Source organism: Pseudogulbenkiania ferrooxidans 2002 (assembly GCF_000174355.1).
GTDB classification, from domain to species: domain Bacteria; phylum Pseudomonadota; class Gammaproteobacteria; order Burkholderiales; family Chromobacteriaceae; genus Pseudogulbenkiania; species Pseudogulbenkiania ferrooxidans.
Window position 1 is genome coordinate 464,522 of sequence record NZ_ACIS01000003.1, and the last position, 18,039, is coordinate 482,560.

At 61.2% G+C, this 18,039-nt stretch carries 18 protein-coding genes; 12 read left to right on the forward strand and 6 right to left on the reverse strand.

Annotated elements, in window-relative coordinates; genetic code table 11:
* Positions 1-12: 12 nt before the first annotated feature.
* The 3 genes from FURADRAFT_RS07255 to FURADRAFT_RS07265 are packed head-to-tail and all read right to left on the reverse strand — an operon-like array spanning position 13 to position 2,412.
* Positions 13-1,341: a glutamine synthetase family protein gene (locus tag FURADRAFT_RS07255; protein WP_008953485.1), complete on the reverse strand. Its 1,329-nt coding sequence runs from the start codon at positions 1,339-1,341 to the stop codon at positions 13-15.
* Between the two features lie 47 nt (positions 1,342-1,388).
* The gene (locus FURADRAFT_RS07260) at positions 1,389-2,135 is read right to left on the reverse strand and encodes a gamma-glutamyl-gamma-aminobutyrate hydrolase family protein (protein ID WP_008953486.1); all 747 of its coding nucleotides are present in this window, start codon (positions 2,133-2,135) and stop codon (positions 1,389-1,391) included.
* A gap of 19 nt (positions 2,136-2,154) precedes the next feature.
* The gene (locus FURADRAFT_RS07265; RefSeq protein WP_008953487.1) at positions 2,155-2,412 is read right to left on the reverse strand and encodes a hypothetical protein; all 258 of its coding nucleotides are present in this window, start codon (positions 2,410-2,412) and stop codon (positions 2,155-2,157) included.
* A gap of 303 nt (positions 2,413-2,715) precedes the next feature.
* Here FURADRAFT_RS07265 and FURADRAFT_RS07270 point away from each other — a divergent pair, with 303 nt between their 5' ends.
* The 6 genes from FURADRAFT_RS07270 to FURADRAFT_RS07295 all read left to right on the forward strand — a co-directional run bounded on the left by FURADRAFT_RS07270 (position 2,716) and on the right by FURADRAFT_RS07295 (position 8,371).
* Positions 2,716-3,264 (forward strand): cupin domain-containing protein, encoded by a 549-nt coding sequence (locus FURADRAFT_RS07270; RefSeq protein WP_008953488.1) that lies wholly within the window; start codon positions 2,716-2,718, stop codon positions 3,262-3,264.
* 40 nt (positions 3,265-3,304) lie between these two features.
* Positions 3,305-4,795 carry an aldehyde dehydrogenase gene (locus FURADRAFT_RS07275; RefSeq protein WP_008953489.1) on the forward strand — a complete coding sequence of 497 codons (1,491 nt, stop codon included), beginning with the start codon at positions 3,305-3,307 and terminating at the stop codon, positions 4,793-4,795.
* 235 nt (positions 4,796-5,030) lie between these two features.
* On the forward strand, positions 5,031-5,738 hold the full coding sequence (rstA, locus tag FURADRAFT_RS07280; RefSeq protein WP_008953490.1) for a two-component system response regulator RstA: 708 nt from the start codon (positions 5,031-5,033) through the stop codon (positions 5,736-5,738).
* 3 nt (positions 5,739-5,741) lie between these two features.
* The gene (rstB, locus tag FURADRAFT_RS07285; RefSeq protein WP_008953491.1) at positions 5,742-7,079 is read left to right on the forward strand and encodes a two-component system sensor histidine kinase RstB; all 1,338 of its coding nucleotides are present in this window, start codon (positions 5,742-5,744) and stop codon (positions 7,077-7,079) included.
* 81 nt (positions 7,080-7,160) lie between these two features.
* Complete coding sequence (locus tag FURADRAFT_RS21240) at positions 7,161-7,493, forward strand: hypothetical protein (RefSeq protein WP_008953492.1); 333 nt, start codon at positions 7,161-7,163, stop codon at positions 7,491-7,493.
* Positions 7,494-7,567: 74 nt separating this feature from the next.
* On the forward strand, positions 7,568-8,371 hold the full coding sequence (locus tag FURADRAFT_RS07295) for a trypsin-like serine peptidase (RefSeq protein ID WP_008953493.1): 804 nt from the start codon (positions 7,568-7,570) through the stop codon (positions 8,369-8,371).
* A 23-nt stretch (positions 8,372-8,394) separates the two neighbouring features.
* Here FURADRAFT_RS07295 and rph read toward each other — a convergent pair whose 3' ends face one another.
* The 3 genes from rph to FURADRAFT_RS07310 form a co-directional block, all read right to left on the reverse strand.
* Positions 8,395-9,111 (reverse strand): ribonuclease PH, encoded by a 717-nt coding sequence (gene rph, locus FURADRAFT_RS07300; protein WP_008953494.1) that lies wholly within the window; start codon positions 9,109-9,111, stop codon positions 8,395-8,397.
* Between the two features lie 191 nt (positions 9,112-9,302).
* Positions 9,303-10,118, reverse strand: coding sequence for a PP2C family protein-serine/threonine phosphatase (locus FURADRAFT_RS07305; protein WP_236261550.1), 816 nt, complete (start codon positions 10,116-10,118; stop codon positions 9,303-9,305).
* Positions 10,119-10,190: 72 nt separating this feature from the next.
* Entirely contained in the window at positions 10,191-11,159 is a 969-nt protein-coding gene (locus FURADRAFT_RS07310) for a serine/threonine protein kinase (protein WP_008953496.1), read from the reverse strand.
* A gap of 99 nt (positions 11,160-11,258) precedes the next feature.
* Here FURADRAFT_RS07310 and FURADRAFT_RS07315 point away from each other — a divergent pair, with 99 nt between their 5' ends.
* The 6 genes from FURADRAFT_RS07315 to FURADRAFT_RS20125 all read left to right on the forward strand — a co-directional run bounded on the left by FURADRAFT_RS07315 (position 11,259) and on the right by FURADRAFT_RS20125 (position 17,572).
* Positions 11,259-12,125: a YicC/YloC family endoribonuclease gene (locus FURADRAFT_RS07315; RefSeq protein ID WP_008953497.1), complete on the forward strand. Its 867-nt coding sequence runs from the start codon at positions 11,259-11,261 to the stop codon at positions 12,123-12,125.
* Positions 12,126-12,366: 241 nt separating this feature from the next.
* Positions 12,367-13,638, forward strand: a complete 1,272-nt coding sequence (locus FURADRAFT_RS07320; protein ID WP_008953498.1) for a tyrosine-type recombinase/integrase — start codon at positions 12,367-12,369, stop codon at positions 13,636-13,638.
* Positions 13,639-13,719: 81 nt separating this feature from the next.
* Positions 13,720-14,559, forward strand: coding sequence for a hypothetical protein (locus tag FURADRAFT_RS20510; RefSeq protein ID WP_008953499.1), 840 nt, complete (start codon positions 13,720-13,722; stop codon positions 14,557-14,559).
* A 160-nt stretch (positions 14,560-14,719) separates the two neighbouring features.
* Positions 14,720-14,941, forward strand: a complete 222-nt coding sequence (locus FURADRAFT_RS20115) for a helix-turn-helix transcriptional regulator (RefSeq protein ID WP_081455943.1) — start codon at positions 14,720-14,722, stop codon at positions 14,939-14,941.
* Between the two features lie 145 nt (positions 14,942-15,086).
* A complete protein-coding gene (locus FURADRAFT_RS20120; RefSeq protein ID WP_008953500.1) occupies positions 15,087-16,118 on the forward strand; it encodes a DUF7146 domain-containing protein in 1,032 nt (343 codons plus the stop codon).
* Complete coding sequence (locus FURADRAFT_RS20125) at positions 16,115-17,572, forward strand: DUF3987 domain-containing protein (RefSeq protein ID WP_008953501.1); 1,458 nt, start codon at positions 16,115-16,117, stop codon at positions 17,570-17,572. Before FURADRAFT_RS20120 ends, FURADRAFT_RS20125 begins: the two co-directional genes overlap by 4 nt.
* The last annotated feature ends 467 nt before the right edge of the window (positions 17,573-18,039 follow it).

Consider the following 18,039-nt stretch of genomic DNA (forward strand, 5'->3'; position numbering starts at 1 on the left):
TCCTTCTCGTTCTTACACGTGCAGCAGCAGGAACTTGCGTTCCCACGGGCTGATCACGCGGGCGTATTCGATGTATTCGGCTTCCTTCACGGCGCAGAACGCCTTGACGAAGTTCTCGCCCAGCACCTCGGTGATCGGCTTGCAGTACTGCAACTGGGTGATCGCCTCGTCGAGGCCGCGCGGGAAGGCGAACGGCAGGCCGTAGGCATCGCCGGTTAGCGGCTCGCTCGGCTGCTGCCGCTCGACGATGCCGAGCCAGGCGCAGGCCAGCGTCGCGGCGAGCGCGATGTACGGGTTGCAGTCGACGCCGGGCAGGCGGTTCTCGATGCGGCGCCCGGCCGGGCCGGAGTGCGGCACGCGGATGCCGCAGGTGCGGTTGTCGTAGCCCCACTGCACGTTGATCGGCGCGGCGGTGTGGCGCACCAGGCGGCGGTAGCTGTTGACGAACGGCGCGAACAGCGCGATCACCTGCGGGAAGTACTTCTGCATGCCGCCGATGCTGTGGAAGAACGCCTCGCTCGGGCTGCCGTCAGCGTTGGAGAACACGTTCTTGCCAGTGTGCTTGTCGACCACGCTCATGTGGATGTGCATCGCCGAGCCCGGCTCGCTCTCCATCGGCTTGGCCATGAAGGTGGCGTACATGTTGTGGCGGATCGCCGCCTCGCGCACGGTGCGCTTGAACAGGAACACCTGGTCGGCCAGATCGAGCGGGTTGCCGTGCAGGAAGTTGATTTCCATCTGGCAGGCGCCGACCTCGTGGATCAGGGTGTCGATCGCCAGGTTCTGCGCGTCGCAGAAGTCGTAGATCTCCTCGAACAGGTCGTCGTACTCGTTGACGGCGTCGATCGAGTACGCCTTGCGCCCGGTTTCCGGGCGACCGGTACGGCCGATCGGCGGCTGCAGCGGCAGGTCCGGGTCGCGGTTGACGTCGACGATGTAGAACTCCATCTCGGGCGCCACCACCGGCTCCCAGCCCCTGTCCTCGTACAGCTTGAGCACGCGGCGCAGGATGTGGCGCGGCGACTGCTCGACCGGCGAGCCGTCGAAGTGGAAGCAGTCGTGGATCACCTGCGCCACCGGGTCCTTGGCCCACGGCACCAGGCGGATGGTGTTGGGGTCCGGCACCAGCACCATGTCCGGATCGGTATCGGCGGAAATGCCCTCGGCGTACTCGCCGGTCACGGTCTGCACCAGCACTATCTCGGGCAGGCGCATGCCCTCATCTTCGCTGAATTTCTCTTTCGGCACGATCTTGCCGCGCGCGATGCCGGTGAAATCAGGGATCACGCATTCGACTTCGGTAATTCGGTGTTCTCGCAGCCATTCGCTCAGAACGCTCATGGTTGCCTCCTTTGTAGCGATTCAGTTTTTGGGTGTTGGGGCAAGTCTCAGCCGCGTCGATCCCGACGGGCGGCGCAAGCCTTGCCAAACGCTTCGAGAATGGCCAGCGACAGGGGGTTGTCCTGGTACTGCCACTCCGGATGCCACTGCACGGCGAGCGCGAAGCCGCGCGCGCCCTTGACGCTGAACGCCTCGACCAGCCCGTCCGGGGCATGCGCCTCGGCTTGAAGCGCCGGCGCCAGGCGGGCGATGCCCTGTCCGTGCAGCGAATTGACCTGGGCCTCACTCCGCCCAGTGAGGGCCTGCAGCACGCCGCCGTCGACGAAGCGCACCGGGTGCGCCAGCGCATACATCTCGTCGAGCGTGCCGCCCGGGTCGCGGTGGTCGCTCATGCCCGGCTCCTCGTGCACCTTGCGGTGCAGGGTGCCGCCGAGTGCGACGTTGATTTCCTGGAAGCCGCGGCAGATGCCTAACACCGGCACCCCGGCGTCGATCGCGGCGCGAATCAGCGGCAGCGTGGTGGCGTCGCGCTCGGGGTCGTTGAAGTCGCCGTCGACGCTGGCCGCGCCGTAGTGGTGCGGCTCGATGTTGGACGGGCTGCCGGTGAACAACAGGCCGTCGACCAGCTCGAGCATTTGTTCGAGCGGCGTCGCCTCGCCCAATGCCGGCAGCAGCAGCGGCAGACCGCCGGCACCGACCGCGGCGCGGACGTACTTCTCGCCGACCAGGTGGAAGAACTGGGACTCCTTGAGCCACCAGCGACAGCAGGGAATTCCGATGACAGGGTGTTTCATCGCGATCGCACGCTCGCCGTCACACGGCGGCGCGCCTCCTTTGCAGCGTTGCGGGAATAAAAAAAGCGGCGCCCAAAGAGGGCACCGCACAGAGGAGATCAGTGAACGCCGCCGCAAACACACGGCGAGCGTGAATCAGGTACTCCGCCAGAACGCCCGGCGCCAGCCGCGCGCCACTCGCACCATGCGCCAGACACCACGCAGCGGCGCGGCGCATGCCGGCGGCGGCGGCACGGGCGGCGAGCGGGGCGAAGCGGCGGATCGAACGGTTCTGCATCGGGTGCTCCTTGGGTGGGTGCGGCATGTTCCGACAGGCGGAACGCCGTATCGGGCTAAATTCAGTCTAAGCTCGTTAAATATAATTGACAAGCACCGTCAATTAAATTTTTACACACCTCCCTAACCACCATCGTTGCCACACCTTTCACGCCCCGTTTCAGTGCTGCATAGCGTCAAATTTGTGCACCACAACAAGCGATAAGCGGGTTGTGATATACTTTGCCGGCCCATTACGCCTCGGCGACATCGTCAAAAATAATTTGACACAAGCCGTCAATTATTATCAACATTCGGAAACAACATGGACATCGGACCACGACTCAAGCTGGTGCGCGAACGCTACAAGCTGTCGCAACGGGAGCTGGCAAAACGGGCTGGCGTCACCAACGCCACGATCTCCCTGATCGAACAGAACCGGGTCAGCCCGTCGGTCAGCTCGCTGGTAAAGCTGCTCGAGGGCATCCCGATGTCGCTGGCGGATTTCTTCACCTTCGACGAGCCGCCGCGTGAAAACCGCTACGTGTTCCGGCCGGGCGAACAGCCCGACCTCGGCAACAACGGTCTGCGCCTGTTGCTGGTCGGCGCCACCGTGCAGGACCGCCAGATGCGCATGCTGCGCGAGCTGTACGCGCCGGGCGCCGATACCGGCCCGGAGGCGATCACGCACAGCGAAGGCGAGGAATGTGGAATCGTGGTGCGCGGCACCGTCGAATTGACCATCGACGGCCAGGTCAACGTGCTGCACGCCGGCGACGGTTACTACTTCCCGAGCACGCTGCCGCACCGCTTCCGCAACATCGGCCAGGACGAGGCCGAAATCATCAGCGCCAACACGCCGGCCAACTTCTGATCCGGGGCGGCGGCTGGCGCGCTACTTAGGAGAACGTGTTATGCCCCGCCTCACCCACGAGCAATGGCAAGCGCTGGCCGCGCGCCAGGTCTTCGAGGGCCGCGCCTTCATCGACGGCGCGTACGTCGCCGCCGCCGACGGCAAGACCTTCGCCACCGTCAACCCGGCCAACAAACAGACCCTGGCCGACATCGCCGAGTGCGGCGCCGCGGACGTTGACCGGGCCGTGGCCGCGGCGCGTGCCGCCTTCGAGGACGGCCGCTGGTCGGGCCTCGCGCCGTTGCAACGCAAGACCGTGCTGCTGAAGTTCGCCGCACTGATCCGCGAGCACGCCGACGAGCTGGCGCTGCTGGAGACCCTGGACACCGGCAAGCCGATCGCCGATGCGCTGGGCGTCGACGTCGCCGGCACGGCCTACTGCGTGCAGTGGTTCGCCGAAGCGATCGACAAGGTCGGCGGCGAAGTGCCCCCGCTGGCGCCGAACCTGCACGGCACCGTCACGCGCGAGCCGATCGGCGTGGTGGCCGCGGTGGTGCCGTGGAACTTCCCGCTGTTGATGGCGAGCTGGAAGTTCGCTCCGGCGCTCGCCGCCGGCAACTCGCTACTGCTCAAACCGTCGGAAAAATCCCCGCTCACCGCGATCCGCATCGCCGCGCTGGCGCAACAGGCCGGCATCCCCGACGGCGTGTTCAACGTGCTGCCCGGCGCCGGCGAGACCGGCCGCCTGCTGGCGCTGCACAGGGATGTCGACTGCCTCGCCTTCACCGGCTCCACCTCGGTCGGCAAGCGCATCATGGCGTGCGCGGCGGAATCGAACCTGAAGCGGGTGTGGCTGGAGTTGGGCGGAAAATCGCCGAACATCGTGCTCGACGACTGCCCGGACGTCGCCCAGGCGGCGCGCGCCGCCGCCGGCGGCATCTTCTTCAACCAGGGCGAGATGTGCTCGGCCGGCTCGCGCGTGCTGGTGCAGCGCGGCGTCTACGACGCCTTCATGGCGGAACTGAAGCAGGCCGCCGAGGGCTACCGCCCGGGCGACCCGCTCAATCCCTCCACCGGCATGGGCGCGATCGTCGACGAGGCGCAGTACCGCCGCGTGCTGGACTACATCGCCATCGGCAAGCAGGAAGCCAAACTGGCCTTCGGCGGCCACGCCGTGCACACCGACACCGGCTACTACATCGTCCCCACCGCGTTCGAGACCACGCCCGACGCGCGCATCGCGCGCGAGGAGATCTTCGGCCCGGTGTGCGCCGTGATCCCGTTCGACACGGCAGACGAGGCGGTCGCCATCGCCAACGACAGCGACTACGGCCTCGCCGCCGCGGTGTGGACGCGCGACGTCAGCCGCGCCCACCGCCTCGCCCGCGCCTTGCGCGCCGGCACGGTGTGGATCAACTGCTACGACGAGGGCGGCGACCAGAACCTGCCGTTCGGCGGCTACAAGCAGTCCGGCAACGGCCGCGACAAGTCGCTTCACGCGCTGGAGAAGTACACCGAACTGAAGTCGACGCTGCTGAAGCTGTACTCCTGAAGCGGCGCGCTCCGAACCACCCGCCACGGTGTTGCGGGCCACTGTCCGGTGGCCCGCTTTTTTACCTCCGCCCCCTCCAAGGTTGGCCGAAGCCTGGAACGACGCCCTCCGCCCCAGCACCAATCCCGCCGGCCCCCGAGCCCGCCGCCGCGCCACGCCGCCACCGGCGCCAGCTTGAGAACAGCCGGAACAAGGACGATACTGCCAGCCATCCCCATCCCCTCGCTGAATGCCCATGAACTACCGCCTGGTTTTTGTCGAAGACGACGCCGAACTGGCCGAGCTGATCCGCGACTTCCTGTCGCGCCACGACATGGAAGTGCAGATCGAGCCGCGCGGCGACACCGCGCTCGCCGCCATCGCCGCCGCCCAACCCGACCTGGTCTTGCTCGACATCATGCTGCCCGGCAAGGACGGCCTGACGCTGTGCCGCGAACTGCGCCCCACCTTCGCCGGCCCGATCGTGATGCTGACCTCGCTCGACAGCGACATGCAGCAAATCCTCGGCCTGGAGCTGGGCGCCAACGACTACATCCTGAAAACCACGCCGCCGGCGGTGCTGGCGGCGCGCCTGCGCGCCCAGTTGCGCCAGCACCGCCCGGCCGCCGCCGCCGAAACGCCGGCCGCCATGACGCGCAAGCAGTTCGGCCAGCTCAGCATCGACCCGATCAGCCGCGAAGTGACGCTGGCCAGTGAGCACGTCCCCCTCTCCACCGCCGACTTCGACCTGCTGTGGCTGCTGGCCAGCCACGCCGGCGAAATCCTGGACCGCGAAGTGCTGTTCAAGGAGATGCGCGGCATGGAATACGACGGGCTGGACCGCAGCATCGACGTCGCCATCTCGCGGCTGCGCAAGAAGCTCGGCGACAACCCCGCCGAGCCCTTCCGCATCAAGACCGTTCGCAACAAGGGCTATCTGTTCGCCCCGGCCGGCTGGAACTGAACCATGCGCCGCCTGTTCGTGCAGTTCTACCTGATGCTGATGGCGTGCTTTCTCGGCGGCGTGCTGCTGGTGGGCGTGGTCTACAAGCAGGCGGTGGACAAGGTCGGCGAGCGCTACCTGTCCGACCTCCTGGGCGCCTCGCTGTCGATGATCCAGAGCGAACTCAAGGGCGTGCCGCCGGAGATGTGGAGCGAAACGCTGGAAGAGTTCGACCACGGCCTGACCTTCCCGCTGCGCATCGAGGGCGACGCCGCCTACACCCTGGACGACGACGCCCGCGCCGCGCTGGCACGCGGCGAGATCGTGATGCTGGAAGACAACTTCCTGTTCCTGCAGCGCATCCCCAACAGCAACTTCCTGCTGGTGGCGGGCCCGTTGCGCTACCTGTTCTTCCTGCACCAGCTCAAGTGGGTGGATTACGTGCTGCTGCTGCTGGTCGGCCTGTCGCTCGGCATCCCGGTGTTGCTGTGGCTGCGCCCGCACTGGAACCAGCTGATGCAGCTGGAGCAGACCGCCGTGCGCCTGGCCGAAGGCGACCTCAGCGCGCGGGTGCAGTTGCCGCCGGGCTCCGGGGTACGCCGCGTGGGCGAGGCGTTCAACCGCATGGCCGACAGCATCGGCGCGCTGCTGGCCGGGCGCAAGGCGCTGATCGACGCCGTCGCGCACGAGCTGCGCACGCCGCTGGCGCGGCTGCGCTACCGCCTGGCGCTGCTGGAGGGCGACCCGGACAGCCCGCCGCGCCAGGCCATCGAACGCGACCTTGCCGCCATCGACTCGCTGCTGCAGGAACTACTGCTGCACGCGCGTCTCGACCGTCCGCAAGTACCGCTGACGCTGAGTCGCTTCGACGCCCGGGAATGGGTGGCCGAAAGGTTGGCCGAACAGGCGCCCTTGGCCAGCGGCATCGACTGGCGCGACGACAGCCGCGGCGAGATCGAGCTGGAGGGCGACCGCTACCTGCTGTCACGCGCCCTCGACAACCTGCTCAGCAACGCGCGCCGCTACGCCCAGCGCACGGTGCGCGTGCAGCTGGAACAGGACGGCAACGGCTACTGCCTGCGCGTCGACGACGACGGCCCCGGCATCCCGGCGGAGGAGCGCGAGCGCGTGCTGGAGCCGTTCGTGCGCCTCGACCAGAGCCGCGGCCGCGACAGCGGCGGGCACGGCCTCGGGCTTTCCATCGTGCAGGGCATCGCGCGCGCGCATCAAGGCACGCTCGGCATCGAAGACAGCCCGCTGGGCGGCGCCCGCTTCGTGCTGCGCTGGCCCGGCGCGGCGGGCGTACATAGCGTTACACAGGGAAACATTCCACTCACAGACGCCGGAAACGGGCGCGCCTAGGATACAACTCATGGAAGGCCCCCACAGCCAACCGAGACCACGACAGACTCGAACCCTCACGGTTCCACAAGGAGTATCACCATGAAAAAGCTGACCCTGCTCGCCCTCTCCGCCGCCTTCGGCCTGACCTCGATCGGCAGCTTCGCCGCCACCCCGGTCACCCCGGCATCCCCGGCGGTGAAAGCCGAAGCCTCCGCTCCGGCCGCCAAGGCCGCGATGAAACCGGCAGCCAAACCGGCCGTGAAGAAGATTCACAAGTCGCGCGCCAAGAAGGCCACGAAAAAGCCGATGGTTGAGAAAAAAGCCGCTTCCGCTCCGGCACAAAAAGCCCAGGCGCTGAAAAAGCATCACAAGATCGTCAAGCACCACAAGCATCACAAAGTGATGGTGAAGAAGCCGGCTGCGGCTAACTAAGCCGGAACAGGCCTCTGCCTGCTCCAACCCAGCACAACGGGGCGCCACGGCGCCCCGTTTCGCATTGGATCGCCATGTCTACCCGACTGCTGACCGCCCTGCTGCTCGCCAGCCTGATTCCCGCCGCCGGCGCCGGCCCCCTGAGCGCGGAACGGCGCACCCTGTTCTTCGGCCACGACGACCGGGTACGCGTGCACCCGGACCACGGCCCCTGGCAAGCCATCGGCCAGCTCGAAACCGCCTCGGGCAACCTGTGCACCGCCACGCTGGTCGCCCCCGACGTGGCACTCACTGCCGGGCACTGCTTCGTCGGCCCCCACGGCCGGCTCGATCCGGCGCGACGCTTCACCCTGGCGCTGGACGGCAGGAACAGCGCCCGTCACGCCGCCGCCAGCCGCGTCTGGCTCGACCGGCGCCTGTTGCGCGGGCTGATCCGCCAGGGGGACGACCTGATCGTCCCGCCCGCCATGGCACGCTACGACTTCGCCTTCGTCCGGCTCGCCGCGCCCCTGCTCGCGGCAGAACACACCGTCGCGCCGTTCGACGGCAACCGCGCCGCCTTACGCCGGGCTCTAACCCAAGCCCACTGGCGCGTCAGCCAGGCCGGTTACCCGGAAGATTACCCCGACCGACTGATGCTGCACCGCCACTGCCGCGCCACCCGGCTCGAGGCCGACGGCCGCCTCGCCCACCGTTGCGATACGCTGCCGGGCGACAGCGGCTCGCCGCTGCTGCTTGAGGTTGCCGGCCAGCCACGGCTTATCGCCATCCAGAGCTCGGCGCCGGACGCGCGCTGGCGCTACCGCGCCGACAACATGGCACTGTCGACCCCCAGCTTCCAGCCGGCCCTGCGCCGCTTCCTCGCGGGCCCCAAATAGCTCTGTCCATCGCTGTCTCGGCTCTAGCCGGCCAGGGCCGCCTTCTGTATCGCGATCAGCTCGCCCACGCCCTGCTCGGCCAGGCGCAGCATGGCGTCCAGTTCGGCGCGGCTGAACGGCACCCCCTCGGCGGTGCCCTGCACCTCGACAAAATGGCCGCTGCCGGTCATCACCACATTCATGTCGGTCTCGCAGGCGGAGTCCTCGAGGTAGTCGAGGTCTAGCACCGGGCGCCCCTCGAACACGCCGACCGACACCGCCGCCACGAAATCGCGGATCGGGCTTTCCTGCAGCTTGCCCTGCGCGATCAGGCCGCTGATGGCGTCGTGCAGCGCGACGAAGGCGCCGGTGATGCTGGCGGTACGTGTGCCGCCGTCGGCCTGGATCACGTCGCAGTCGATCTGGATCTGGCGCTCGCCCAGCTTGCCCAGGTCGACCACCGCACGCAGGCTGCGGCCGATCAGGCGCTGAATCTCCTGGGTACGCCCGGACTGCTTGCCGCTGGCCGCCTCGCGCCGCATGCGGCTGCCGGTGGAGCGCGGCAGCATGCCATACTCCGCGGTCACCCAGCCCTGGCCCTTGCCCTTGAGGAAACCCGGCACGCTCTCGTCGACGCTGGCGGTGCAGATCACCTTGGTGTCGCCGAACTCGACCAGAACCGAGCCTTCGGCATGCTTGGTATAGCCGCGGGTTAAAGTCACCCGGCGCAGGGCATCGTTGGGGCGGGAAGAAGGTCGCATGGTCACAATCCGTTGACGTCAAAACGGAGATTATACCCCGCTCCCCCTCAGAACCTGTTCACGATCTGTCGCGAGCAGCCCTCAGCGGGGTGAAGAGCAGCACAGAAACCGGAATGGACTGGGGTCCATGAGGATTTCGAGCAGCACATGAGCCCCGATCAGGGATGCGCAGCAAGATCGGGAACTGGTTCTCACACGGGTTTATCCGGCCGGCTAGCCAGGATTTCACGATGCATCTCCTCTTCCTGTACCCGCGCCGGCGTCGACGAACGGCGCCGGCTCAGTGCCATGTGGGTATCCAGTACATCGCTGCGCTGGCTGACGTCGAGCGCCTCGTCCAGCAGCGTCACCGCCACCGCCGACAGATTGTCGCCGTGCCGTCCGCCACGCCGCTCCGCCACGTTCATCAGCGCCGGCAGCACCTGGCTCACCGCACGGCCGACAAACACCTTGGTCAGCTCGGCGTCCTGGATCTGCGACCACAGCCCATCGGAACAGAGCAGTACCGAGGCCCCTGGAAACAGCAGCTGGCGCTCGCCGATGTCGATGTCCGGGTCGGATGAGGCACCCAGACAGTTGTAGATCTTGTTGCGGTCAGGGTGGGTACGCGCCCCTTCCTCGGTCAACAGCCCCTGGTCGATCAGCCGCTGTACCTGCGAGTGATCCCGTGAGCGCAACCGCAGGCCGCTGTTGTCCAGCAGGTACAGCCGGGAATCGCCGACGTGGCACCAGTACAGCATGTCCTGCTGGATCACCGCCGCCACCACCGTGGTGCTGGGCACCTCCGGCAGGTGATGCTCGGTGGCGTAATCGAGAATCGCCTGATGGGCCGAACTGATGGCGTTGACCAGAAAGCGGTTGGGATGGCTCAGCGATGGCGTGGCCTGCTGGTAGAACAACTCGCTCATCAGATCGATGGCGATCTGGGCCGCCACCTCGCCCTGCAAGTGCCCGCCCATGCCGTCGGCCACCACCAGCAACACCGACTCCAGCGAGTGGGCGATCACCACACGGTCTTGATGTAGGAACGGCCGCCGACGCGGCTGTCCTGGAAGATCGACAATTTCATGCACACACTTTCAGGAAGAACGACTGCCCGTCAGGCTGCGAAGCCAGCCGGCCAGCTTGTGCGTCACCGCCTGCGACTCGGGGAGAGCGACAGGCTCACTGTAATGGGGGTCCATCAGCCGCTTTTGCACCTCCATCAGGGTCGCCGGCCGCCGCTCGGGCTCCATGTCCAGACAGCGATCGACCAGCTCGCACAACTCGCGCGAATAAAGACGCACAAAGCGCCGGGACGCCGGCTCCAGCAAGTCCTTCACCGCCCGCTCCTTCGCCCCTTGCGGCGTGCCGCCCCCCATGCAGGAGTAGAGGCAGGCACCCAGGGCATAGATATCGGTCCATGGTCCCTGCGCCATATCGCTCTTGTACTGTTCCGGCGCGGCGTAGCCCGGCGTGTACATCGAGGCGAACTCCCTGCTGCGCTGGTTCAGTGTCTGGCGCGCAGCGCCGAAGTCCAGCAATAGCGGACCGCCGCCGCGCCGCAGGTAGATGTTGGCCGGCTTGATGTCCAGATGCAGCAGGCGGTGCAGATGAACCTCGCGCAGGCCGGACAAGAGCGCGGCGAACCAGCGTCGGATACGGCGCTCGTCCAGCCGCCCGCCGGCAATCTCCAGCTCGCGGGTCAAGGGACGGCCATCGGCGTACTCCATCACCAGGTAGACCGTCTGGTTGGCGCGGAAGAAATTGGCGACCCGCACCACGTTCGGGTGGTTGATCCCGGCCAGGATGCGCCCTTCCTCGAAGAAGCACTTCAACCCCAGGTTGAACGCCTCCTGGTCAAGCTCGTGCTGCACCGTCACCTGGCCATTGTCACCGCGGCACGCCAGGTGGCCGGGCAGGTATTCCTTGATGGCGAATTTCTGGTCGTCGTCATCCAGAGCCAGATAGACCACGCTGAATCCGCCCACGGAAAGCAGGCGGACGATGGTGTAATCGGCCAGCCGGTAGCCGGCCGGCAATGCGGTTTCTTGCCTGGATTGAGTCATAGGATGGCTGTTGCTATAGTGTCCGGGGCCATGGATTGAGCTTAGCAAAGCAATTCGGGCCCGGTCTTGATATTTGTCCAGTTTAACCGGGAGTTCAGCATGATTTTAAGTATGACAGGCTTCGCCGCCATTAGCAGGGAATTTCCCGGTGGCATGCTCAATCTGGAACTGCGCGCCGTCAACCACCGCTATCTGGACGTCCAGATGCGCCTGCCGGAAGAGCTGCGCGTCATCGAAGCCCCCCTGCGCGAAATGATCGGCGCCAAGGTCACCCGTGGCAAACTCGAATGCCGCGTCGGCTTCAACCAGCTGGAAAACGCCACCCCCACGCTGGAAGTCAACCACGAGCTGCTGCAGCAATTGCTGGCGGTCTCCCGCACCATCAAAGAGAGCGCGCCGGAAGCCGACACCCTGTCGCTGGGTGAACTTATGCGCTGGCCCGGCGTGATGAAATCGAACGAACTCAAGCCCGAAGTGCTGCAACAGCTGTGCCTGGAAAGCCTGACCAAGGCACTGGCCGACTTCAACGCCTCGCGCGAACGCGAGGGCGAAAAACTCAAGGCGGTACTGCTGGAGCGGGTCGCCTCGATCGAGACCATCGTCGCCGGCCTCAAGCCCAAGCTGCCGCAAATCCTGGCCGCCTACATGGAGAAGCTGTCCAACCGCCTGCGCGACGCGCTGGAAAGCGTCGACGAAGACCGCCTCAAGCAGGAATTCGCCCTGTTCGCCCAGAAGATCGATGTCGACGAGGAGCTGTCGCGCCTGAGCACCCACCTGAGCGAGGTCCGCCGTATCCTCAAGGCCGGGGGCCAAGCCGGCAAGCGGCTCGACTTCCTGATGCAGGAACTCAACCGCGAAGCCAATACCCTCGGCTCCAAGTCGGTGTCGACCGAAACCACCCAGGCCTCGGTAGAACTCAAGGTGCTGATCGAGCAGATGCGCGAGCAGATCCAGAATATAGAGTAACACCCCAGAACATTTCACCGCACACCAGTAACCTCACAAAAGCCCCGTATCCCGGGGCTTTTGTCATTTCATGACGCTTCACAACCTCCCAAAAAAGCGCATAATCATCGTGTACCCAATGGTGTACCCGATAGAGTTTTCAAATTCTTGATTGGGTACACCACCCTATTCGATGTTCACAGAAATGGCCCCTCACGCCAGTCAACGGGCAGAGGCCGGTACTCGCTATTCGGGAGAACTGATGGGCAAGCTAACAGACATGCAAATCAAGGCCTGGATCAAGGCCAAACAACACTTTGAAGGACAAGGCGACGGAGATGGGCTGTGGTTGCGCTACAGGGAGAACGACAAGGTCCCGGTCTGGCGCTTTCGCTACAAATTTGCCGGCAAGAGCCGAGTCATGCAGATTGGTAGTTATGCGGAGGTCTCCCTCTCAGAAGCTCGGCGTACCGCAGAGAAGCTGCGGGCCAGGGTGGCACTCGGCTACGATGTCGCCGCAGAAAAGCAGGAGCGGAAAGCCGAGGCTCTCGCCAAGATCGAAGCCGAGAATGCGTCGATTCGTGTGATCGATCTCGCGAACGAATACTACGAGCGGATGATACTTGGGCGGGTAAAACACCCCGACATTGTGCGTCGCCGAATAGACAAGGACATCGGGCCACACTTGGGAAAGCTGAAGGTAGAAGATGTGAAGCCACGCCACGTGGACGACATGCTGCAAGCTATCGTCAAGCGCGGAGCTCCAACCATCGCCAATGATGTACTGCGCTATACACGCCGCATGTTTGACTATGCCATCAAACGCCACCAGATCGAGTTCAACCCAGCATCGGCGTTTGATGTGAATGACGCAGGCGGCAAAGAGGAATCACGTGACCGCGTCTTGAGCCGCGAGGAGCTGACACAACTGTTCGCCGCGATGAAACTGGCCAAGGGTTTCAGCATTGAAAATGACCTCACTATCCGACTACTGTTACTCCTGTGCGTGCGCAAGATGGAGCTATGCGCAGCTCCCTGGAAAGAGTTTGACCTTGAGGAAGCTGTCTGGCACTTGCCGAAGGAACGCACAAAGACAGGCCTTGATATTGACATCCCCTTACCTCCGCTGGCCATTTCCTGGTTAAAGCAATTGAAAGAGCTTGCTCCACACAGCTCATGGATTCTGCCTGCCCGCAAAATGCAACACCGCATGGTCCCGCACATTCATGAAGGGACAGTGGGCACAGCTCTTGGCAAAGTCAAACCGCATATGCCAATGGTGTCACCATTTACAGTTCACGACCTACGCCGCACGGCTCGAACACACCTTGCGGAGCTTGGCGTTGATCCCGTCGTTGCTGAGCGCTGTTTAAATCACAGGATAAAAGGCGTCGAAGGTATCTACAACCGGTACGACTACTTCAATGAGCGTAAAGATGCCTTAAATAAATGGGCTTTTCTACTGGATGCGTTGGACAAGGGGGAAGCTTACAACGTAACGCCCATCACTAAAGGCCAAAAAAAGCGTGCCTAAACACTGTTTTTCAAAATAAGCCCCAGCGTGAGCAATGCTTTTCTTCGCAGGGTACTTTAAGTGAAAACAAAGGGAAAAATAATGCTGACTCATATAAATGAAAACGTGAGACGCTTACGCCAAATAACTGCCACTCAGGCCGCCATCCTACTAGCGGGTCTTAATCCAATAAAAACCAAAACACTATATGATGTAGAGCCAGACAAGAAAAATGAGGTCAATGAGATATTGACAGTAATTCTTCAGGCGATATCGCTTCAAGAGTTCAAAGTCAAAGATGCATGGGGTGAATTTATTTATGACTTATCTTTAGTTACAGAAAAAATTTCACTAACAGACAAATCTCACAATAACGCAAACCTCGTCACCGAGGCAAATTTCTCTCCAAAGGACTTCTGGCCTTGGGCCATTACCAATGGCTATATTGACCCTAAAGCCTTTCCGGAAGAGCATTTAACTATTGACACCCCCTCCATTAAACCCCACAACTCAACGGACCTGTCCGACTTACTTACTACACAAACAGGTTCCGTTGATCTAATCAAACAATTAGCCAGTGAAAAAGCAAAGAACGAGCAACTATCTCAAGAGATCGAAGGTACTCGCCAACAGCGGAACCATTTTCAAAACGAACTTAAAAAATATGCCGAAGAGCTAGCCACTACCATTCAAGAACTGGAGAAGGTTAAAAACGCAATGGTCAAACTCCGGGAGGAAAGTATCCACGGCAAGGAAAAGCAGTCCATATTATCAATAATTGGAGTCATGGCAATAGAAAGATACAAAATCCCAATTCATGATGCCAGGATGAAAAACGTCAATGATTTACTCGAAGACTTACAGCTATTCGGCGTTCCACTCGACCCAGACACTGTTCGAAAATTTCTGAGGATGGCCGCATCAGTTGTCGAGCCAGTTTAAATTAAACAGCAACAAAATATTAATATGTAGAAATTAGATACACGGAATTCGGGAATATCATTGCCGAATTCCTTTTCCATCTTTCCGACTTCGGCCACCCCACCCTGTCACTGCGGTTTCATAGGGCTGTCATCCACGACGACCCAGAGGAAACCGCAACATGCAACCACAAGTCATCACCCTCCCAACGACCGGCTTCGTCCGCAAGTCACTCCTGCTTGGCAATAAAAAAACCGGCACTCCCGGCATCTTGCCATTTTCTGCGTCCACCCTTTGGCGCCATGTCAAGCAAGGCAAATTTCCTGCTCCTTATCACTTATCCGAACGCGTCACCGCTTGGAAAGCCGAAGAGATCCGAGCTTGGCTCGACCGACAAAGCTAAGCGCCCACAGCTGCCCATAAATAACCAACCGGATAACAAGCAGGTGAATAGCCCTACTTTGTAAAAGTATTGCTGGGCTTCACAAAAAAAGTGTACCCACCACGCACTTATACAATATTTCGCTCACCTGCTCAGGGAGAATCACATGAAAATGATCGATATCAGAAGCATACGTGGTGCGGCTCAGGGGCGTTGGCCATTTATCCTGAGCAGTCTCGGAATACCCGCAGAGGTGCTTAATAAACGTCGAAATCAACCATGTCCAGCGTGCGGCGGACGAGACCGCTTCCAATTCATCGACAAGGGTATTGGCCGTTTTGTATGCCGAGCAATCGAGCGTCAAGGCGGCAATGGCTTTGACCTCGTGATGCACTATCTTAATTGTGATTTTCACAAAGCGCTGAAGGCCGTTGCTGGGACGCTCGATATTGCGGGAATGGAAGCGCCCAATGTACAGCCTTGCGGCACCCTGAAAACCGAACAGCATTATGGACAGCGAAACAATCATCTCAAGATTGGGCGCCTCTGGGATGAAGCGTGGCCTATTCGACACAATGATATTGTCGATAGATACCTCCGGCTTCGCGGATTGGAAATGAAAACATTCCCATCAGCCCTTCGTTTCCACCCCGCGTTACCATTTTGGTGCAACGTGGAAGAGCAGCCGCTCCATATCACGGACTATCCCGCTATGCTGGCCGAGCTTTCTGCGCCAAATGGTTCGCGCATTGGACTGCATCGTGTTTTCCTGACGCAAGACGGCCACAAAGCCCAGCCTACTCATCCCTTAAGCGGTGAAGCTCTTCCCTGCAAAAAGCTTTTGGTTGCATTCGAAGGGGCGAGCCATGGAGCTGCGATCCGTCTTGATCCACCTGAGCATGGGACTCTCGCACTGGCAGAGGGCATTGAGACTGCCCTAGCATCACGCCTGGGGTCTGGTTTACCGACTTGGGCATGCGTATCAGCAGGCGGATTGCAACGTATCGTTTTGCCTAAAACCGTCCACGACGTTCACATCATGGCAGACCACGACAAAAGCGGTACAGGGCAAAGGGCAGCCCAAATCCTCGCAAAACGTCTTATGAATGAAGGCCGCCGAGTACGCATCCATATACCGAGCCAGCCCGGCACCGATTGGCTCGATGTTTATCAGCAAAAGATGGGGGTGGTCGCATGAATCTGAATGACCTTGATCGTCTGCGCCATGCTGGTGACGTAGAGCCCTTGCCAATCGAACCACCTGTTCCGTTCGCGCACGACTTCGATCCCACCCCTTGGCCAAACGACTGCCTGCCAGCTTCTATGCTGGATGCCGCCAATGCCATTGCAGAATATGTAAAGGCACCACTGGCGTTGGCAAGCATGGCCATTCTTGCAAGCGTCGGACATTTGGCACAGCGCATGGCTAACGCCAGGCATCCCGCAGTCACGGAGCCAATTCCATGCAGCCTGTTCATATTATCCATTGCCAACAGTGCCGATCGGAAAAGTGCTGTTTATAACTTGGCGGCGCGTCCACTTCTCACAAGCGAAAGCGAAGCTCGCCAGCGCCACCAGGCCTTGAAAGACAAAATCGAAAAAGAATTAGTCAATGCAAAGTCCGGTGCACGCGGTTCTCTACGTGAAGAACTACCGCGTGACCCCCGGACAATTTATACCGAAGCGACTCTTGAAAAAATTATACGCGACTTCATTCAAGGATCGAGGCCAGCCATGTCCTGGTCTACCGATGAGGGCGCTCAGTTCTTTGCCGGCTACAGCATGAAAGCCGACACACGTGCAAGTGCTCTTGGCGCACTTACCCGGTTATTTGATGGACGAGGTGTTGAACGCGATCGAGTAAGCCAAGAATCTGGCAGCGGGGTTCGCTTCAACATCAGATTCAGCCTATTCCTTAGCGCACAGCCGGCCGCTGTCATGTCATCACTACATGATCCTCTGCTCCAAGGACAAGGCTTCTTACCCCGATTTCTGCTATCGGCGCCCTCAAGCCTTGCGGGAACACGGTTGCTTTCAGCAGAAGATCTCACACGCCGTGCCGATTCCGACCCCAGATTGTGCAGATATTGGAGTACGTTGACTCGGATGAACCAAGCACACGAGCAATTGGACAACTATGGCGGGCTAATTTTACCAATGGCCGAATGGGAGCCAGATGCGCTCGAGATGTGGCGAGAGCATTACAACATCACAGAGCGTCGGCTCGATTCGCTAGACGGCGACCTACGGGATAATTTACAAGCATTCGGCGGACGAGCAGGAGAACTTGTCGCTCGAGTCGCCACTGTTTTCTCAGTCTGGCGTTATTTCGAATACGGAACAGATAACCTCAGGGTAAGCGAGGCAGACATAACAAAAGCCTGCTTATTGATCGACTACAGTCTTTCTGAATGGCAGCGCATCAGTGCAAACGTGTCACTGTCTGAAACTGAGAGTGACGCACGTGGCCTGCTGAATTTTCTACAACGCGACACAGCCCGATGGCAGACCTTTACTAAAACTGAGTTGGCAACTAAGGGATGGCGCCCTCTTCGCAATGAAAAAGACCGCCGATCCAATGCCTTGGACGAGTTGGTGAAACGCCACTGGCTGACATTCGATGGGGCACAATTCCGCCTCGCGCCACCATGATCATGGTAGGAGGCTAAGGCTAAAACGGCTAATCTGGCTAATTCTTGCATTGCGCATTAGCCAGATTAGCCGTTTTAGCCCTACCCATGCGCAAGACAAACCGTAACGGTATTCGTAATTCCCCTGTAGCGAAGTGTGCATGAACGGGTGTGGTTGACCTCGATAGCCTATAGACAGTCGGGCCCTCGCTGATCTCCAGGGGAGCTTTTGAATTTTCACCCCTCCCGAGAAGGAACTGCATGCGACGGACCGCTAATACCAACACAAGCCACTGGATCATCTCTTGATCACGTTCGGAAACTAAATCCCTGATCTATGCTTAACTCCCGTCACACTTTATGCCCTTCATATACCTGTGACGACAACATCAGTTCGTAACGTCCCTAAATCGTTAAGTCCTTGTGGGATACCCAGCACAAATGGAGAGAAATTGGCTTACTTGAAACGTAGATCCTAATCTGGGAGGT

Bases quoted from the DNA above. Each gene is read 5' to 3' on its own strand.
- FURADRAFT_RS07255 (WP_008953485.1), bottom strand. From the start codon at position 1,341: ATGAGCGTTCTGAGCGAATGGCTGCGAGAACACCGAATTACCGAAGTC.
- FURADRAFT_RS07260 (WP_008953486.1), bottom strand. From the start codon at position 2,135: ATGAAACACCCTGTCATCGGAATTCCCTGCTGTCGCTGGTGGCTCAAG.
- FURADRAFT_RS07265 (WP_008953487.1), bottom strand. From the start codon at position 2,412: ATGCAGAACCGTTCGATCCGCCGCTTCGCCCCGCTCGCCGCCCGTGCC.
- FURADRAFT_RS07270 (WP_008953488.1), top strand. From the start codon at position 2,716: ATGGACATCGGACCACGACTCAAGCTGGTGCGCGAACGCTACAAGCTG.
- FURADRAFT_RS07275 (WP_008953489.1), top strand. From the start codon at position 3,305: ATGCCCCGCCTCACCCACGAGCAATGGCAAGCGCTGGCCGCGCGCCAG.
- rstA (WP_008953490.1), top strand. From the start codon at position 5,031: ATGAACTACCGCCTGGTTTTTGTCGAAGACGACGCCGAACTGGCCGAG.
- rstB (WP_008953491.1), top strand. From the start codon at position 5,742: ATGCGCCGCCTGTTCGTGCAGTTCTACCTGATGCTGATGGCGTGCTTT.
- FURADRAFT_RS21240 (WP_008953492.1), top strand. From the start codon at position 7,161: ATGAAAAAGCTGACCCTGCTCGCCCTCTCCGCCGCCTTCGGCCTGACC.
- FURADRAFT_RS07295 (WP_008953493.1), top strand. From the start codon at position 7,568: ATGTCTACCCGACTGCTGACCGCCCTGCTGCTCGCCAGCCTGATTCCC.
- rph (WP_008953494.1), bottom strand. From the start codon at position 9,111: ATGCGACCTTCTTCCCGCCCCAACGATGCCCTGCGCCGGGTGACTTTA.
- FURADRAFT_RS07310 (WP_008953496.1), bottom strand. From the start codon at position 11,159: ATGACTCAATCCAGGCAAGAAACCGCATTGCCGGCCGGCTACCGGCTG.
- FURADRAFT_RS07315 (WP_008953497.1), top strand. From the start codon at position 11,259: ATGATTTTAAGTATGACAGGCTTCGCCGCCATTAGCAGGGAATTTCCC.
- FURADRAFT_RS07320 (WP_008953498.1), top strand. From the start codon at position 12,367: ATGGGCAAGCTAACAGACATGCAAATCAAGGCCTGGATCAAGGCCAAA.
- FURADRAFT_RS20510 (WP_008953499.1), top strand. From the start codon at position 13,720: ATGCTGACTCATATAAATGAAAACGTGAGACGCTTACGCCAAATAACT.
- FURADRAFT_RS20115 (WP_081455943.1), top strand. From the start codon at position 14,720: ATGCAACCACAAGTCATCACCCTCCCAACGACCGGCTTCGTCCGCAAG.
- FURADRAFT_RS20120 (WP_008953500.1), top strand. From the start codon at position 15,087: ATGAAAATGATCGATATCAGAAGCATACGTGGTGCGGCTCAGGGGCGT.
- FURADRAFT_RS20125 (WP_008953501.1), top strand. From the start codon at position 16,115: ATGAATCTGAATGACCTTGATCGTCTGCGCCATGCTGGTGACGTAGAG.